Annotated in this window: 12 protein-coding genes; 11 read left to right on the top strand and 1 reads right to left on the bottom strand. The window is 45.0% G+C overall.

The window, feature by feature from the left end; genetic code table 11:
- Position 1: 1 nt before the first annotated feature.
- Genes J7K63_09080 through J7K63_09060 form a run of 5 tightly spaced genes read left to right on the top strand, consistent with a single transcriptional unit; the run spans position 2 to position 4454 of the window.
- A complete protein-coding gene (locus J7K63_09080) occupies positions 2 to 1549 on the top strand; it encodes an acyl-CoA carboxylase subunit beta (GenBank protein MCD6235173.1) in 1548 nt (515 codons plus the stop codon).
- Between the two features lie 8 nt (positions 1550 to 1557).
- On the top strand, positions 1558 to 2001 hold the full coding sequence (locus tag J7K63_09075) for an OadG family protein (protein MCD6235172.1): 444 nt from the start codon (positions 1558 to 1560) through the stop codon (positions 1999 to 2001).
- A gap of 3 nt (positions 2002 to 2004) precedes the next feature.
- Positions 2005 to 2442, top strand: a complete 438-nt coding sequence (locus J7K63_09070) for an acetyl-CoA carboxylase biotin carboxyl carrier protein subunit (protein MCD6235171.1) — start codon at positions 2005 to 2007, stop codon at positions 2440 to 2442.
- On the top strand, positions 2442 to 3578 hold the full coding sequence (locus tag J7K63_09065) for a sodium ion-translocating decarboxylase subunit beta (GenBank protein MCD6235170.1): 1137 nt from the start codon (positions 2442 to 2444) through the stop codon (positions 3576 to 3578). Before J7K63_09070 ends, J7K63_09065 begins: the two co-directional genes overlap by 1 nt.
- A 9-nt stretch (positions 3579 to 3587) precedes the next feature.
- Positions 3588 to 4454, top strand: coding sequence for a hypothetical protein (locus tag J7K63_09060; GenBank protein ID MCD6235169.1), 867 nt, complete (start codon positions 3588 to 3590; stop codon positions 4452 to 4454).
- Here the strand turns inward: J7K63_09060 and J7K63_09055 are convergent.
- The gene (locus J7K63_09055; protein MCD6235168.1) at positions 4444 to 5703 is read right to left on the bottom strand and encodes a serine hydrolase; all 1260 of its coding nucleotides are present in this window, start codon (positions 5701 to 5703) and stop codon (positions 4444 to 4446) included. The two genes, J7K63_09060 and J7K63_09055, sit on opposite strands and share 11 nt — an antisense overlap.
- Positions 5704 to 6041: 338 nt before the next feature.
- Here J7K63_09055 and J7K63_09050 point away from each other — a divergent pair, with 338 nt between their 5' ends.
- From J7K63_09050 to J7K63_09025, 6 genes are read left to right on the top strand one after another with little or no spacing between them, the layout of a single operon-like run.
- Positions 6042 to 9344 (top strand): TonB-dependent receptor, encoded by a 3303-nt coding sequence (locus J7K63_09050; GenBank protein MCD6235167.1) that lies wholly within the window; start codon positions 6042 to 6044, stop codon positions 9342 to 9344.
- A gap of 33 nt (positions 9345 to 9377) precedes the next feature.
- Positions 9378 to 11657, top strand: coding sequence for a hypothetical protein (locus J7K63_09045; GenBank protein ID MCD6235166.1), 2280 nt, complete (start codon positions 9378 to 9380; stop codon positions 11655 to 11657).
- Between the two features lie 23 nt (positions 11658 to 11680).
- Positions 11681 to 12442: a hypothetical protein gene (locus tag J7K63_09040; protein MCD6235165.1), complete on the top strand. Its 762-nt coding sequence runs from the start codon at positions 11681 to 11683 to the stop codon at positions 12440 to 12442.
- A 19-nt stretch (positions 12443 to 12461) separates the two neighbouring features.
- Positions 12462 to 13448 carry a PorV/PorQ family protein gene (locus J7K63_09035; GenBank protein MCD6235164.1) on the top strand — a complete coding sequence of 329 codons (987 nt, stop codon included), beginning with the start codon at positions 12462 to 12464 and terminating at the stop codon, positions 13446 to 13448.
- Positions 13449 to 13460: 12 nt separating this feature from the next.
- On the top strand, positions 13461 to 16709 hold the full coding sequence (locus J7K63_09030; GenBank protein ID MCD6235163.1) for a TonB-dependent receptor: 3249 nt from the start codon (positions 13461 to 13463) through the stop codon (positions 16707 to 16709).
- A 12-nt stretch (positions 16710 to 16721) separates the two neighbouring features.
- The gene (locus J7K63_09025) at positions 16722 to 18908 is read left to right on the top strand and encodes a fibronectin (protein ID MCD6235162.1); all 2187 of its coding nucleotides are present in this window, start codon (positions 16722 to 16724) and stop codon (positions 18906 to 18908) included.
- Positions 18909 to 18913 lie beyond the last annotated feature (5 nt).

Below are 18913 nucleotides of genomic sequence, written 5' to 3'. Positions count from 1 at the left end.
TATGTCGATGCGGGAAAATTTAAAAAAACTCCGTGAAATGCGGCAAAAAGCATTGGAAGGAGGAGGGGAAGCCCGGATTGCCAGGCAGCATGAAAAAGGAAAGCTGACCGCCCGTGAACGAATCGAGATTTTACTGGACAAAGATTCCTTTGAGGAATTTGATATGTTCGTGACCCACCGGAGCCGGGATTTCGGACTGGATAAGAAGAAGTATTTGGGCGATGGAGTGATTACTGGGTATGGAACCATCGACGGCAGGCTGGTCTATGTGTTTTCCCAGGATTTTACGGTACTGGGGGGAAGTCTGAGTGAGACCTTTGCCATGAAAATCTGTAAAGTGATGGATATGGCCATGAAAATGGGGGCTCCGGTCATCGGATTGAACGATTCAGGCGGTGCCCGCATTCAGGAAGGGATCATGTCTCTTGCCGGGTATGCAGATATTTTCCAGCGGAATGTGGAAGCTTCCGGCGTGGTTCCCCAGATTTCCGCCATTTTGGGTCCCTGTGCCGGTGGAGCCGTCTATTCCCCGGCGCTGACAGATTTTATCATCATGGCGGAAGAGACATCCTACATGTTTATCACCGGCCCGAAGGTTGTAAAAACCGTAACGAACGAGAGTGTGACAGAAGAGCAACTGGGAGGCGCCATGGTCCATGCCTCCAAATCCGGTGTGGCCCAGTTTTCAGCGGAAAATGAGGAAGAGGCCCTGGGAATTATCCGGAAACTGATCAGCTATCTGCCTCAAAACAATCTGGAAGAAGCCCCAATAGTTTCTACCCATGACCCTATCAACCGGGTGGATGAGGAGCTGGCGGCCATCATACCTGATTTTCCGAATCAGCCGTATGACATGAAAGATATAATCTACCGGATAGTGGATGACGAGGAATTTTTGGAAGTATCCCGGCACTTTGCCCCGAATATTATTACGGGCTTTGCACGGTTTAATGGCCGCTCGGTGGGTATTGTTGCAAATCAGCCCAGTTACCTTGCCGGTGTACTGGACATTAATGCCAGTAAAAAAGCCGCCCGTTTTGTCCGTTTTTGTGATGCCTTTAATATCCCCATTTTGACCCTGGTGGATGTCCCCGGTTTTCTGCCCGGAACTGCCCAGGAATACCGTGGAATCATCAGCGAAGGGGCAAAACTGATTTATGCCTTTGCCGAAGCCACGGTACCGAAGGTGACGATCATTACCCGTAAAGCTTACGGCGGCGCGTATGATGTGATGAGTTCGAAACACCTGCGTGGCGATGTAAATTATGCCTGGCCGACGGCCGAAATCGCCGTCATGGGGGCCGAAGGGGCAGTTCAGATTCTTTACCGGAAAGAACTGAATGACGATCCGGAGGGTAATCGCATGAAACAGCTTGTAGAAGAATACCGGGAAAAATTTTCAAATCCTTTTATCGCTGCAAACCTGGGCTTTGTGGATGATGTGATTGACCCGAAAAATACCCGCTTTCGCATTATCCGGGCTTTTGAAAGCCTGTTGACAAAGAAACTGACAAATCCCCTGAAAAAACATGGAAATATTCCCCTATAGGAGCATACATGTTGAGGTATAAATTAATTGGTCTGTTCCTGGTGCTTTCTACTCCTCTCTTTTCAGCCATGACCGACAAAGGGACGGGTTTTATTTTGAAAATTACCCTTGCAGGTTTTCTGATTGTGATGGTGGCACTTACTGTTGTTTATCTTTTTGTCATGCTGGTAAATAATGTATTAAGGGTAGCCTTTGAGTATCATTATAAACGGAATGAAAGCCTGAAAAAGGAGAAGGAAATCCGGGAATCCTCCGTGGGAAAGGGATCGAAGATTCCCGATGAAACGGCAACGGCGATCATGATGGCCGTTTACCTTTTCAGACGTCAAAGTCTGGAAGAAGAAAAAGCCAAACTCACATTTGAGCGGTGGGCAAAACCCTATTCGCCATGGTCCAGCAAAATTTACGGACTCCGTCAACCCATCGTGACGATCAAAAGTGCAGGAAAATAAATTATGAAAAAGATGAAATTTCTGATCAATGGAAATCCCTATGAACTGATGGTTAAGTCTATGACCGATGATTCGGCAGTTGTGGAATGTAACGGGACCGATTATGAAGTGGAAATCCTGGAATCCCGGCCGGAACAAAAAACACCGCGCCTGGTCCGCAAAAATGTGGCACCCTCCAATTCGGATAAAGTGGAACGGACCCACAAACCCACGGAGCATGTGGGCAGTCAGTATATCAAAGCACCCATTCCGGGGACTATCCTCTCAATTCTTGTGAATCCCGGAGATTCTGTGAAAATCGGTCAGGTCGTGGCAAAAATGGAAGCCATGAAAATGGAAAATAATATCATGGCATCATCAGATGGTGTGGTTAAAACAGTGAACGTCAAGCCGGGAAATTCTGTGCTGGAAGGTGAAGTTTTAATTACCCTGGAGGTTTAATGGATATTGTCTTTGAGTTTATGCGCTATTCAGGATTTGCGAATATAACTATTGGTCACGTAATTATGTTGATTGCCGGCGGTATCTGTATCTATCTTGGTGCGGCAAAAAATTACGAACCTCTTCTTTTGGTCCCTATTGGATTTGGGATTATTGTCGGTAATATCCCTTTTCTGGAAGGTGGTGGATTACAAATTGGGATCTATGAAAAAGGCTCCGTACTGAATTATCTCTATTACGGTGTATTAAAAGGGATTTACCCCCCCCTGATCTTTTTAGGAATTGGAGCCATGACGGATTTTTCCGCCCTTTTGTCCAACCCGAAGCTTGTTATCCTGGGGGCTGCGGCACAGATGGGTATTTTTATGACTTTTTTAGTGGCAAATTTTCTGGGATTTACCATACAGGAAGCCGGCGCCATTGGCATTATCGGAGGTGCCGATGGTCCCACAGCGATCTTTCTTTCTTCCAAACTGGCGCCCCATCTCATGGGTGCTATTGCCATTGCCGCTTATTCTTATATGGCCCTGGTGCCGGTTATTCAACCACCTATCATGAAACTCCTTACATCGGAAAAAGAACGGAAAATCCGCATGAAACCGGCACGACAGGTGAAAAAGGTTGAAAAAATCCTGTTCCCCATCCTGGGTTTTATAGCCACAACTTTTATCTCTCCCGGAGCCTTACCACTTCTGGGGATGCTCTTTTTTGGAAATTTACTGAAAGAAAGCGGTGTCACGGAACGGCTGGCCAATGCGGCACGAGGTCCCATTGTAGATTCGGTAACCATCCTTTTGGGATTGACAGTCGGTGCATCTACACAGGCAACGACTTTTTTGACGAAACAATCGATTATGATTTTTGTTCTGGGGGCAGCATCATTTATGGTGGCGACTGCCAGTGGTGTTTTATTTGCTAAATTCATGAATCTTTTTCTTAAAAAAGAAAATAAAATCAACCCCCTTTGCGGAGCCGCAGGGGTCAGCGCTGTCCCTGATTCAGCCCGGGTGGTTCAGCATGTGGGGATGGAATACGATAAAACAAATTATCTTCTGATGCATGCCATGGGACCCAATGTGGCCGGAGTCATCGGATCGGCGGTAGGCGCCGGAATTCTCCTTGCTGTCCTTGGCTGATAGGTTTTTATGAGAAAATATGCATACGTAGCAGGACTTTTTCTCTTTATTTTTTTTCTGTCTCCCCGGTTCCTGCCGGGACGTTCTCTGGAAAGCTTTACATTGCTTCCCGATTCGGTTTTCTGGAATGGATATCTTTTAAAAAAAACCTCTGATGATGGCTTGTTTTGGTATGCCGTTCTCATAAAGGATGACGATACGCTGGCTGTCTTTAACCGGGGTTTTAACCGGTGTATGACCCGGAGCGCATTCATCCCCCTGCCGGGGAAAAATGATTCCATGCTGGTTGTTGAACAATTCAGCGGAGGTGCCCATTGTTGTTGGTCATATATACTGCTTAACGGTACATCCGATTTGATACATGTTTTTTTCCGGTCGACGGATTATCCTGTCGGATACAGTGTAAATCTTGAGGATTTGAATCAGGATGGAATCCCGGAATGGGTCCAATACCTGCTGACTTTTGATTATTTCCTCGTTTTAAGCCATGCCGTATCGCCGATAATTCCTGTTGTATTCAAATATGAAGAGGACGGACTCTATCCCGCCAATCCTGAATTCAGGGAAGTGCTTCTCAAAGATATTCATGAAAGTCGGCAGATACTGCGGAATTCATTGCCAATCCATACACCCATTGAGTGGAATTCTCCTGATATCGACTTGTTTTCTCATCTTCTGCGGGTTGTCTTAACACTTTTCTATATGGGGGAATATGATCAGGCGACGGCAATATTTGAGAAATACTATACTGCCCGGGACTCACGGATCATTTTCGATCAGATCATGCAAAAATTAGATGCCTGTCAGGTTTTTCAATCCATCTATCAGCGATATCAGGCGGTTGATACATGCTGCCCGGCCGACTCTAGCGATTGAACAGCTTTTGCCAGAATGTCTTCTCCTGATATTGGTTCCGGACTTTGGGATCTTCCCAGCGTTCTTTCCATACACATTCCGGATTTTCTTTCGTCAGATCCAGCGCTTCGTAAACCTTCGAATGAACAAGCTGTCGCCAGTCAAAATAATTGGGGTATTTATAACGACGGTGAGGATGAACCGCATTTGTTAAAAGAATGACAAACAGATCATTATCCGGATCTATCCACATGGAGGTACCGGTGTAACCTGTATGGCCGAAACTATTGGGGCCGGCATATACACCTGCGGAGGATTCTCCCTGGGGACTGTCCCAACCCAGGCAGCGAGAGTTATCGAGCAAGAGGTAGGCTCTCTTTGTAAATAGTTCAACAGTTTTAGGCTTAAAAATTGTAATGTCTTTATAAGTCCCCTTGTTTAAAAACATTTGTGCATACACTGCCATATCCTTCCCCGTTGAGAAAAGTCCTGCATTACCGGAAATTCCTGCTAGTCCGGCAGCAATATCGTCATGGACACGTCCCCGGATATATCCTTCTTCCTGTTCGGAATATTCCGTGGGAACAATCCGGTCCATCCAGTCTGAAGGAGGAAGATAGCAGGTATGATCCATCCCCAAGGGTGTGTAAATATTTTTTTTCACGTATTCGTTCAATGGAAATCCCGATACACGCTTCACCATTTCACCCAGAGTGATGAATCCCAGGCACGAATAAACATAACGGGTCCCGGGAAGGGTATCCAGATCCGTACTCAAAATGGAAGCCATAATGCTTTCCGGAGTTTCTTCGCTGTAATTAAATGATTTATATGCCGGAAGCCCGCTGGTATGCGTCAATAAGTGCCGGATGGAAACCAGTTCTTTCATCAGCGTGGCTGTTTCAGTACTCCCGGTAAATTCCGGTATATATTTTACGATGGGGTCATCCAGTGAAATTTTTTCCTTTTCATATAAATCCATCACGGCCGGTGTTGTTGCCATAACCTTGGTGATGGATGCCAGATCAAAAATGTCATCGGGACGGGTCTTTTCTTTTTTTTCATAGGTATGAAAACCATAGGATTTCTGGTATTGAATACCGTCTTTATTACCCACAACTAATACGGCGCCCGGCCAGGCACTGTCGCTGATTGCCGCTTCGATAATGGTATCAACTTCTTTATAAATATTATCTTCAGCCCCAAATACGAAAAGAGGAATCAATAACAAACTCAGGAACAGCTTTACAAATTGTATTTTGTATATCATTGTCTACTCCTTTTTTTAAAGTTACAAAATTTTTAGGAAGAGGTAATAGTCAGTATAAAATGAGTGAACAATAAGTTTTTAAACAATGTTTAAGAACTGTTATTTCTTTTGATTTGTATCTTGACTTCATATAGGTTTTTCTGTAACATTTCTTTTGAAAAATGCTAATAAGACTGCAGAACATCTGGTGAAAAATTCATGTTCTGTGATTATTATAACAAAATTAATGAGAACCAGAAATTAAAGGGAAAGCAGCAGACAAGTTGATAAGGGCGAAAGTGTGTTTGCGAGATGAAATTTTATCAGTCGTAACTCTATAGAAGATAAGGAGCTTATACATGAAATTGTTGAGAGGTTTACTAGCGCTTACAATGCTGTTCGGTCTTGCCTATGGACGGACATCGGGTAAGATTATGGGGACAGTAACGGACCAGAACGGTAATCCTTTACCGGGAGCCAATGTGATTGTAGAAGGGACTGTTTATGGTGCTGCGGCAAATCAGGATGGATTTTATGTAATCCTTAACGTGCCGCCCGGTGTCTATTCAGTTTCTGCTTCTTATGTGGGATATGCCACGTTGACTCAATCCGGAGCCCGGGTGGAAATTGATTTGACAACTCAGGTGAATTTTGCCTTAAAACCCCAGGCTTTTCAGGGGGAAACGGTGACAGTTGTTGCTGAGCGGAAAGTTATGCGTGTGGATGTGGCTTCCAGTCAGACCAACCTGGGATCCGAGCAGATAGAAGATTTACCGGCCACCAGCGTGGAGGATGTCATTGGTATGCAGGCCGGTGTGAGCGGACTCGAAGTTCGCCGGGGTGGAACCGACGAGCTGGCATATATGATGGATGGTGTGTCCATGAAAGATGACCGGACCGGTCAGCCAGTTTCCGGTGTGCCTTTGAGCTCCGTCCAGGAAATCATGATCCAATCCGGTGGTTTCAATGCGGAATACAGCGACCTCCAGGCCGGTGTGATCAACGTGGTGACGAAAGAAGGTCATGTAGATAAATACTCATTTGACGGGACATTCAAATACAGTCCTGCTGCCCCGAAACATTTCGGTATGTCTATTTACGATCCCAATTCAATATATATGCGTCCCTGGATGGATGATGATGTTGCATGGTGGGGAACGGCACCCGAGACATTTGAAGATTTGAATAAGGATGGATATTGGGATCCTGGTGAACCCTTTAATGACCGGAATGGTGACGGAGAATACTACAATCCCTGGGATGAATATACCCGGAAAATGTATCCGGCCTTTCAGGGATGGAATGCACTCGCCAGTGACCGCCTGGCCAACGATGATCCCAGCGATGATATAACACCTACCGGTGCCCAACAGATTTTTAAATGGCAGCATCGCCGTCAGGGTGATATCACCGAACCGGATTACAATATTGATATGGGACTGGGCGGACCGGTTCCCTTTGTCAGTCAATATCTGGGCAATCTCAGGTTCTATGCCTCTTTCCGGAAGGAAAAAGACATGTACATGGTGCCTTTATCCAGAGATGCTTATGAAGAATGGTCATTATCAACAAAAGTGACTTCAGATATCACAGAGAGAATTAAACTTCAACTGACAGGTTTTCACAAAAAGACCGATGCTTCTTCGGCCAGTGAAACGGGACTTCCTTCCTATTTCTCTTCAACAATTTGGGGAGTTGCCGGTGCTTTTGGCAGCCGTTCTCAGCAACGGTCAAAAATCTTTTATCCTCACTACTATTGTGAGACCCAAATTTGGAGTGATGTTTTCTCTGCAAAGCTGACTCATCAATTGAGCGGAAAATCTTATCATGAGGCTTTGTTTGAATACAGGTCTACCGAATATCTGACTGGTCCTGCTGAGCCCCGGGATTTTACGCCACGGTATAACATTCTGCCGGGAGCAGAAAGTGAAGACCAGTATTTGGTGGATGAAGCACCCTGGGGATTTGATACGGACCTAACAAAAAGTATTGACGGATATATGATGGGTGCCAAAAGCAATGCCCGGGATTCTACCAAAACATGGGCATTCAAAGCCCGGTGGGACTTTATCTCGCAGATCAATCAGAATAACCAGATTAAAACCGGCGTCCAGTTTGAATATTTCAACTATGACATGAACTATGGTGCTATCAACCCAGCCCTGCCAGCCGGACGTCCATGGACGGATTGGAAAAAATCTCCCTGGCAGGTCGGTGCCTATATACAGGATAAGCTTGAATTCGAAGGATGGGTTGCAACGGTTGGTTTGAGGGGCGAATATTTTAATCCAAATACAGACTGGTTTGATTTTGAACCCTTTGACAGAACGATAAAAACGGTTGCATCCAAAGAAGTGACAGATGAAGATAATCTTCCGATGAGACGGGCAAAAGGTCTTTTTACCCTCATGCCCCGTATTGGTATATCCCATCCCATTACCGTTGATTCAAAACTTTACTTTAATTACGGACACATGAGACAACGGTTTTCACCGTCAGAGTTGTTTGGAATTCGTCGTGTCTATGGTGGATCACTTTCCTATTTGGGCGATCCGGAACTCCCCATGGAAAAAACCATTGCTTATGAGCTGGGTTATGATCACTCTCTCTTTGATAAGTACCTGATCCATATTGCAGCGTATTATAAAGATAAATCCGATCAGGCCACCACAGTCCGTTATCAGGGCGTTGGAGGTGTTGTGGATTATTATCAGTATAGTAACTTGTTGTATCAGGATATCCGGGGACTTGAAGTTGAACTCCGAAAACGGATCGGTGATTGGGTTACAGGGTTTGTGAATTATGAATACTCCGTGTATTCATCCGGGAACTTCGGTGTTAAATCCCAGAATGAAAACCCGGCTGTCCAGCGCGACACCGAACGGAATATCAATCTCCAGAAACAGTATAAACCTGTGGCTCTGCCCAGGATCAAATACAATATTTCTTTTAGAACTCCTCACTATTTCGGCCCGGAAATGGGCGGACTGGCACCCCTTGCCAACTGGCAGATTGCTTTCACCGGTACATGGCGGAAGGGTAATTATCATACCTTTGGAAACAACCCCTCCATTATCAACAATGTGCGCTGGGTGGATAGCTGGGGTCTGGATATGCGTGGTTCAAAAACCATTTCTCTGAACCAGTTTAGAATCCAGGTAATTGCCGATATATATAATATCCTGAACAAAAAATCGCTGTCCACTGCCGCTCTGGGTGATTCTTATCTCGTCCCGGGTGTTTATGATATGTATCAGGAGTCCCTGCATTTTAATGAAAGTGTCTATGAAGAGTTAGGACTCAGGCACATATCCGGCGACGATAAGATGGGTTACTACCGCGATCCGAGTGTTCCCTATCAGCCGCTGAAATATACATCCCGTGCTTCCGGACTCACTCAGCCCGACCCCAATGTTTATTACTATGTGGGTGACGTAGCTGATCTTCAGGAACTCTTCCCCGATGAAAATATTTCGGAAAATATTTCTGATACGGAACGGTATGTACAGTATGTGAATAACGAGTGGACTCGTGTTGAAAAGAGTACAGTCCAAAAAGTTCTGGATGACAAAGCCTATATTTTCAATCCTGTGAATGAGTCATTTCTTTTCCTGGCTCCCCGGGATATCTTTCTTGGCATCCGGATTTCTTATGATTTCTAAAAAGAAGAAGGTAATGAAAAGAAAAGGAAATACATGATGAATAGAACTTCAAAAATTTGGACAGGACTCATACTGGTCTTTCTGTTCCTTGGCTTGACGGTGACGGCTGAAGCACAGGTTGAAGCCAGGTGGATTAAGGTGGGTAATCTGCATAATTTTTATCAGGCACACGGATCTGAACCTGAAGAAGCTTACGGATCTGAACAACAATTTGGATTCCGGTGGCCGGCCTGGTTTGATCACCAGGATATGCAGGCTGCCAAAGCAATCTGGATTGGTGTCAAAGACTTTGACGACCCCATCGCAAATCAGGTCTACCCATACAAAGTGGTGCACACAGGTCCACGTCCCGTATCCGGATCGGAAACAAATGAGATTATGCCTGTTGAATTGAAAATGGTTGCCCGCTATAACGCGCCAACTGTTCTGGTTGACGGAGCCGTTGCATCTGATCTCTTTTACGATGATCAGGTGGATGAACTGGATCTGACTCTTCCTGCGGACAGGATGATCTATAATGAATGTAATACGTCAGTCGGTATCTCTTTTACCCGTAAAATTTATGCCTATACTCAACAGTACATGGATAATTTCTTTATCTACGAGTACACATTTACCAATACGGGCATCTGGAACATCAACGGCGATACTTTTGACGATAACAGAACTCTGGAAGGAGTTTATTTTCATTGGCAATTCAGAAATGCCATAGCTGGTGAAGGAACCGTAGAAACCGCTGCGGCCAGTGACTGGTATGGACGCCCGGGTTGGAATACTCCCCGTGATATGCGCTGGGGAATCAACACTATGAACGATGTCCTGGGCACTAAACCGGATAAACCCAATTTTGCCAATGACTACGAATCGGACGATCGATATACATCAACCATTTTAGACACTCAAACTGGTGTGGACAAACTCATTGATCCAAATGCCGGTGTAACTCCGGAAAATATTATGCGGTGTTATGTCAGCTGGCATGGGTATCACAGCGAATTGAGAGATATCTATGATAATATTGGGTCACCAAACTACCGCGGGTATGCACCGGACGGACGTTTGGGCGCCTGGCAGTATATGGGAGCCGTGACCATTCATGCAGATAAATCTCCCTCTGAGCCTATTGATGATATTTACCAGCCGGCCAGTACGCCTTACGTTGAATCAAATGCTGTGGAAACTCAACCCAACGATCAGTTCAGCGCGACCCGGATGCAGAATGAATACCTGAATCTTCTGGATGTAGGCCATCCGATTGCCGGAAGTCATGCCATGCAGGTCGGGTTTGCCAATCCCGATGAATGGCAGAACCCCGCAGGCGGTTATTCACAGACCATGGCTTTTGGTCCCTATCGCCTTGCTCCTGGTGAAAGCGTGAAGATTGTCTGGGCTGAAGCAGCCGGCGGACTCGGTCGTTCTCTCTTCGGACGTGAAGGGGATATCCGGGCTGAAGTCGGCAGGAACTGGTATGATGTGGTCAAGAACGGTAAAACAAAAACACTTACATTTCCTGATGGATCAACGGAAACCGTCAGCACGGTAGACAAAGCTGACGAGTATAAAAATAAATGGGTGTATACCGGCAGGGATTCCATTGTTCAGGCTTTTCGGCGGGCGATAGACCTTTATCGGAATAAGGGACTCGATCTTGGAAATGAATATCCTCCGGCTGCCCCATCATACTTTGAAGTGACTTCCCAGGGGAACCGGATTGCTCTGGGTTGGCAAGCCAGCGAAGACGAAGCAGAGGCCTGGTTTGAAGGCTATAAAATTTACCGGGCCCAGGGGGATCGTTGGGATTCCACCTATATCGAAATTGCGGACCTTAATAAAACCGATGGTAATCTTGCCAACGAATTTTTCGACTATACAGCTGTCCGTGGGCAAAGCTATTACTATTTCATTATCTCCTATGATGACGGAAGCCGGAACACCATTGAACCCGGCGTACCCTTATATAGTAGTCCCCATCTGACCCGTACCAATACAGCTGCTACACTGCAGAAACCACCGTCTGAAGATATGAGTGAAATCCGGGTAGTGCCGAATCCCTATAATATTTCGAATATAAATTACCAATATGCCGGTGAACCGAATAAAATTATGTTTGTGAACCTTCCCAATGAATGTAAAATTAAAATTTTTACGGAAAGGGGAGACCTGATTTATGAAATGGATCATTCTGGAAGCGGTGACCGGCGCTGGGATCTGATTACATCCTCACGGCAGATTGTGGTGAGCGGTGTATATATTGCAACTTTCGAGGATCCCGACGGCAATATGACCTACCGTAAATTTGTAGTGATTCGCTAATAGAGAATATGAGGAGATTAAAAATGAATAAAAATCCCATGATGAAATTGGTTCTGCTCATAAGTATCGCAACACTCGCCTTTATGAGCAGCTGCGATGTCTTGAATGATTTCGAAGATGAAACCTATGAGATGGAACCTTATGATGCGTCAGCCGCTACATCGTACAGGACGACCATTAACAAAGCACTGAGTGGTACTGTTAAATTACATAGTAATCCGGACAACCTGAGCCTTGACTTTCTCCATACCATTCTGACACTTGATGATACATTGGTTTATGTAGATACACTGGCTGCGGATACAGTAATCTATCCTCCAACAGATGCTTACATTTTTACAGCCAATGAACTTCTGACACGTATTGATACACTGCTTGCCTATGATACTACTTTTGTTAATGATACAACATTTACCATTGATACCAGTGAAGTCATTGAAGAAGTCACCACTTACACAAAAACCATTTCCCCGGCCAGCTCCGACACGACTTATTTTGTCCTTGAAGGAGTGAATACCGGAGAGGTTGTTTTTTACTTTAATGACTATATCCGGACACATGTGTATGATTTGGAAGTATCCGAAGAGCCCCTTGAAATTCTGGATAAAACGATTCCACTTGAGCTGTCATCCGGGATCTTTACCATTGCCAACCGGGTGGCTCAGCCTGTTGTTAAATCCAGGTACGTTTATGAACTTCAGTCAGGAAAATCATACCTCGTTGGAATTCAGAAACTGGAACAAACACTGGGGAATTCTTATAACACAGTGATTATTAATAAATAACTCCGGAGGAATAGATACAATGAGAAAATATACAGCATGTGTGCTAGCTCTGCTGTTCTTATGTGCATCATTTGCGACAGGCGCCGAAAAGAAACTGGCTCAAACCGGTTATCAGTTCCTGTCCGTGAATTCAGATGCCCGGGCAGCGGCACTGGCGGGAGCCATGACCACTGTGGAAATGGGTTCCGCGTCTTTGTTCTACAATCCGGCGACTATGGCCAATATGTCTTCAAGAATCGACGCCATGGCAAGTCAAAATACCTGGATTGCCGATATCAAGCACAATACATTCAGCCTGGCTCTGAATCCGTCTCAAAATAAATACGGGGTTATCGGTGTTACGGCTCATGTGGTGGATTACGGCGAAATGCAGGGGACCATGGTCTGGTCCAATGATAAGGGATATGTGGATACCCATATATTTAACCCCTCGGCTATGCTCTTGGGTGTTGGATATGCTAAAGCTCTGTCCGCACAATTCTCTATTGGCGGACAGTTAAAGTATACAGCCCAACAGTTTGGAAAGAGCAATGTGCAAATGACGGACAGTCTGATTACCCAAAAATATAAAACTAATGCTGTAGCTATGGACTTCGGTACCCTGTTCAATACGGGATTCCGGGATGTCAAGTTTGGTATGACGATCCGGAATTTCTCCAACGAGATAAAATACATCGATGAAAGTTTCCAGTTGCCCCTTACCTTCTCTATTGGGATAACAGCGAATCTGATGAATTTTATTCCCGTTGAAATGCCAAATCATAATGTGGATATCTATGTAGACTGGGCTCACCCCAGGTCTTATCCCGAATACCTGAACCTGGGTATTGAATACAGTTTTGTAAGGAAATTCTTCCTTCGCTACGGTTTCGAACAAAATCGGGATGAAAGTGGATCCAGTTTTGGATTTGGCCTGAATGCCTTCGGGATGATTTTTGATTACAGTTATACCCCCATGAAAACATTTGACGATATTCAGAGATTTACCCTGAGAGTATCTCTCTAGAGGAGTATCCTTATGAGCAGGATTTTCAATAAAACAATAGTTTTGCTTACCCTGGCGGGACTTCTGTTACTGCCTGTTTTATCTCATGCAGCCCAGTCAGGAAAAATTGCAGGTCAAGTCACCAATGAAGCCGGTAATCCCCTGCCGGGTGTTAATGTGATTGTTGAGGGGACCATGCTGGGGGCTGCTACGGATGAAAATGGGTATTATTCCATTCTGAATGTTCCTCCGGGAACCTATGAATTATCCGTATCAATGATTGGATATGAAAAGGTCACCATCCGGAATGTTAATGTAAACATGGGACTGACAACTATTATTGATGTGACCTTGAGGACACAGGCGGTGGGCATGTCCGAAGTGGTGGTTGTTGCCGAAATGCCGGTCGTGGTCCGGGATATTTCCAACAGCCAGCTGAATATTAATTCTGAAAAAATTGAGTCCCTACCCATTAATGAAGTAACAGACGTGATCGGACTCCAGGCAGGTGCCCAGGGACTGACAATCCGGGGAGGCAGTTCAAGACAAACATCTTTTATTGTGGATGGAATTGTCATGAACGATGAACGGTCCAATAACCCCTATTCCTCTGTCAGTTTGAGCACTGTAAAGGAAGTACAGGTCCAAACAGGAGGATTCAACGCAGAATACGGAAATATCCGCTCCGGTGTGATTAATATCGTGACCAGTGAAGGAAGCAAATCTTCTTACAATGGTTCTCTTTCTTTTCAATATAAACCGGCAGCTCCGAAACATTTCGGTATTTCTCCCTATGATCCCATGTCCTATCATAACAGACCCTATCTTGATGATGACGTGTGCTGGTATGGAACGGATCCTGATCCGGAAAACGGGTATGAACCGTGGGACCGTTTCACCCGGCGTCAATACCCTTCTTTTAAAGGATGGATTGCCATATCCCAGGAAACATTGTCTGATGATAATCCGGACAATGATCTTTCACCTACAGGCGCCCAGCGTGTGTATCGCTATAACCACAGACGCCAGGGTGACATTAAAAAACCGGATTATGTAGGAGATTTTTCTTTTAGCGGTCCTGTGCCGGTTATTGGCAAAAAGCTGGGTGATTTGCGGTTCAATCTATCCTACCGCGATCTCCAGGAAATGTTCTATATACCTCTTTCAAGAGATGCCTATTCAGAAAATATCGGCCGCTTAAAACTGACTTCCGATATTTCAGACGCTACAAAGTTGACATTAACAGGGATGTATGGAGAAATCCATTCCTCCTCTACTTATAACTGGACAACGACTCCCACTGGAGATGTGGTCCGTTCGTCCTATACCCTGGCAAGTCTGGCTAAAACCAAGGAATCACTCTACGTACCCTATTATTACAGCCCCGCTTCCATTTACCGGACTATTTTCGGAGCCAAACTTAACCATATCATCAATTCTGATTCCTATTATGAAGTAACCCTTCAGATGAATAAGAATATCTATAATACATTTCAGGGAGAACTTCGGGATACTTCCAAAACGGTTGAAGTTTTCCCCGGATATTTTATGGATGAGACCCCTTATGGATATTGGGGTTATGGAACCGGCTCTATTGGGGATAACATCCGTACCGGCGGATGGATGAACCTTGGCCGGGACAATTCAGTGGTTACCACTTATTCTGCCCGGTATGATTATACAAATCAAATTAACCGATCTAATCAGATTCGTACCGGTTTTGAGTTTGTTCTTAATGACTATGATATCAAATCTTTTACGTCTAATCCGGGTATGACCACCTGGAACCGTGAACAAATTTACCAGGTTTACCCCTATCGAATCGGAGCTTATGTTCAGGATAAAATGGAATTTGAAGGATTTATCGCGAATATTGGTTTCAGGCTTGACTATTCCGATGCCAATACCGATAAATACCTTCTCGATTCCTATGACGACTTTTTCAAACAGGGTGAAGGGCATCTCATTGAAGAAGAAGCTCCCCGGGAAGATTCCAAACCGGCCTTTGCCCTGAGTCCGCGCCTTGGTATTTCCCATCCCATTACGGAAAATTCAAAGCTCTATTTCAATTATGGGCACTTTCGCTCTGAACCAGAATCTACCCACCGTTTCCGTCTGCAAAGAGAATATAACGGACTCGTAACATCCATCGGAAATCCCAATCTGAATTTTGAAAAGACAGTTGCTTATGAGATTGGTTATTCACAAAACCTTCTTGATATGTTCCTGGTGAATATTGCGGCATACTATAAAGATGTGACCGATCAGGTGGGCTGGATTACATATCAGAATATTAATAGTTCTGTCCGCTATTCGATAACCGACAATAATAACTATGAAGATATCCGCGGTATCGAGCTCACACTGGATAAACGCTGGGGAACCTGGATTACAGGTTTTGTAAACTATACATACATGGTGCGCTCTTACGGATGGTTCGGTTATCGGCGCTACTATCAGGATCCCAATGCCATGCGGGCCTATCTGAGGGATAACCCCTACCAGGAAAAACCCCATCCCCGACCCTATGCCAGGGCGAATATTGACCTCCATACCCCAGATCAGTTCGGACCGGCAGTGGGGAGAGTTTATCCTGCAGGCGGCTGGGATGCCAGTTTCCTTTTTACCTGGAACGCCGGAAGCCAGTCAACCTGGAATCCAACAGGGGTCGTAGGCCTTACAAACAATGTAAAATGGGTGGATACTTATAACCTGAATCTCAGGTTGACGAAATCCATGAGTTTTGAAAAATTTAAACTACAGCTCTATATGGATGTGACAAATCTTCTGAATACAAAATTCCTCAGCTATAATGGTATTGCCAATACCTATGATTATAATGATTATCGCGAATCTCTCCACTTTGACGACCAGGTTTATAAGGATCTTGGAATCGGCGGTATTCCCGGAGAGGATAATCTCGGTGTTTACCGTGATTGGAATACGGAATTTCAACCCATGAGGTATCTGGAAAATATCACTGATGATATCAATGCGGATAAAACCTGGTATTACATTGGAAATACCAATGCATTGGTTGAAGAATTTCCCGAACTCTTTTCATCCCCTGATGATATATCAAAAACCGACCGTTTTGTACAACGTGTAGAAATTGAAGATCCAAATAATCCGGGAAATATGATTGAAGTATGGCAAAAAATAGATTCCAATAAAGCAAAGAAAGCTTTGGAAGATAAAGCATATATTGATATGCCGAATCTCAGGTTCAACACCTTTGCCAATCCCAGAGCGGTAAAATTTGGAATTAAAATCGTCTTTTAAGAGAGCTGAACTATGAAATATACCTTAAAAACTTTCGCACTTCTTTTTCTGATTGTATGTCTGTCCGGACACGCCCTGAGTCAGGTTTCGGCAACGGACAGGCGGTATGTCAGAATAGGATCCCTGCAAACGCACTTCAATGCATACTTCGGAAAGCGGGCATGGAACAATGTCTACTACGAGGGCATGATCTGGCCGGCAGATTACCTGTACCAGGATAATGATGTTATTCAGAGAGCCTGGATTGGTGTCGATGAATTTACGGATGCAGCCGGTTATGAATGGGAAAAATGGGCTTCATATATTACTCTGGGGAATGTGGATATTTCTCTTTTTCCGGTGCGTTTAAGACAAACGGCTAAATTTCCCTCACCGACTGTGTATGTGGACGGGAACAACCTGACAGCCCCTTATGAAGGGGATGTGGATGCCATAAACCCCAATCAGATTGCTGACAGGGTCGTTGAGAATATTGTAAACACAACTGCCGGCATTACGATGACCATGCGTGTCCATGCTTTCAGCCAGCAGTATCATGATAACTACTTCATCAAAGAGCTGGTTTTTACCAATACGGGATATGTCGGATACGACAGTGTCCGTGTTTTGAATGAAACCATCAAAGGTTTGAGAGTCGGTTGGGGAACACGTTATCAGTGCAGCCGGGAAGCCGGATATGCAATAACAGGTGCTATTACCTGGGGGAAACACTCCTGGGTGAGCCGAAGTCGGTTCAAAGCCGGGGATCCCGGTGCCATGCCCTATACGGATTATCATTCAAATATTTCTACATTAACCGAATCTACTCCTATTGATCAACTGGAATGGATCCGGTGTGGCTATTCCTTTCTGGGCCAGGTGGATGGCTGGGCTTTTGATAATGTGGGCGGTCCTTATGCAAGCCGGGACGGAAGATTGACAGCGCCCCATTTTGTGGGTACCGGCGTACTGCATGTGGATAAATCGGCATCGGATCATAGTGATGACCCGAATCAACCAACCATGCTGGGTTGGCATGCCGGAGATACCTATCCTTCAACCGGTGATGTGAAGCCGGCCGATGAAGATAAAATGGTCATTGCCTACCAATATCTTTCTGGCCAACCTTACGGTGGTACAGGCAAAGGGGGCGGAAATCTTTTCTATGAAGATAACGTCACGTCAATTACGGACAGAGTTGACCCATCAACAGTTCATGGAGACGGCGGCGGAACAAATGTCTGGATTACCTATGGACCATTTGATATTCCACCGGGAGATTCTGTAAAAATCGTTGAAGTGGAAGCAATTAACGGGTTAAGCCGGCCAATGTGCGAACAGATCGGTCGCCGCTGGAAACAGGCTTATATGGATCCCAATGACAAGGGTCCTTTTACCCTCCCAAACGGATCTACAACAGATGACAAAGACGTCTTTAAAAATACGTGGGTCTTTACCGGTCGGGATTCTTTTCTCCTGACTATGAGCAGGGCTTTGAGGAATTATAGCTCAGGATTTCAGATCCCCCAGCCCCCCAGACCTCCGGAAGTGTTTAATGTAGAATCAAAAGGTGACCGGATAGATCTTATCTGGACACCATCGCCCGATGAAGGAGAGTCCAATTTTGCCGGATACCGGATTTACCGGGCTATTAGCAAACCCGATACCATTTTCGATTTGATTGCAGAAGTGCCCGCGGGGACCCAACAGTATTATGACGAAAGTCCTGCAAGAGGATTTTCATACTATTACTATATTACGGCTTACAGCGATGGAAGCCGGAATAATGACGGGATATATAATCCAACCGGACCTCTGGAAAGCACACGGTTTTATACGAAAACCACTGAACCGGCCTACCTGAAACGCCAGGCCGGAGAAAATCTGAAGGATATCCGGGTTGTTCCCAATCCCTTCAATATCCGGGCGGAACAACTTCAATATACAGGAGAAGATGATAAAATCATGTTCCTGAATATTCCGGGAAATTGTATCATCCGGATTTTCTCCGAACGGGGTGATTTGATTGAAACGATTGTTCACGACGACGGAAGCGGTGATGAAACCTGGAAATCCCTGAGTTCTTCCCGCCAGGTTGTTGTCAGCGGTATTTATATTGCCCACTTTGAAGTGACAGAAGATCAGGAGGATCCCGTTACCGGCGATATATTGTATCGAAAAGGCGAAACGGCAACCCGTAAAATTATTATTGTCAGGTAAGCATC

Source organism: Candidatus Neomarinimicrobiota bacterium, from assembly GCA_021157965.1.
Taxonomy (GTDB): Bacteria; Fidelibacterota; Fidelibacteria; order Fidelibacterales; family Fidelibacteraceae; genus Fidelibacter.
Note: the sequence above shows the minus strand (reverse complement) of the source record. Positions and strands in the feature narration are given on the sequence as shown.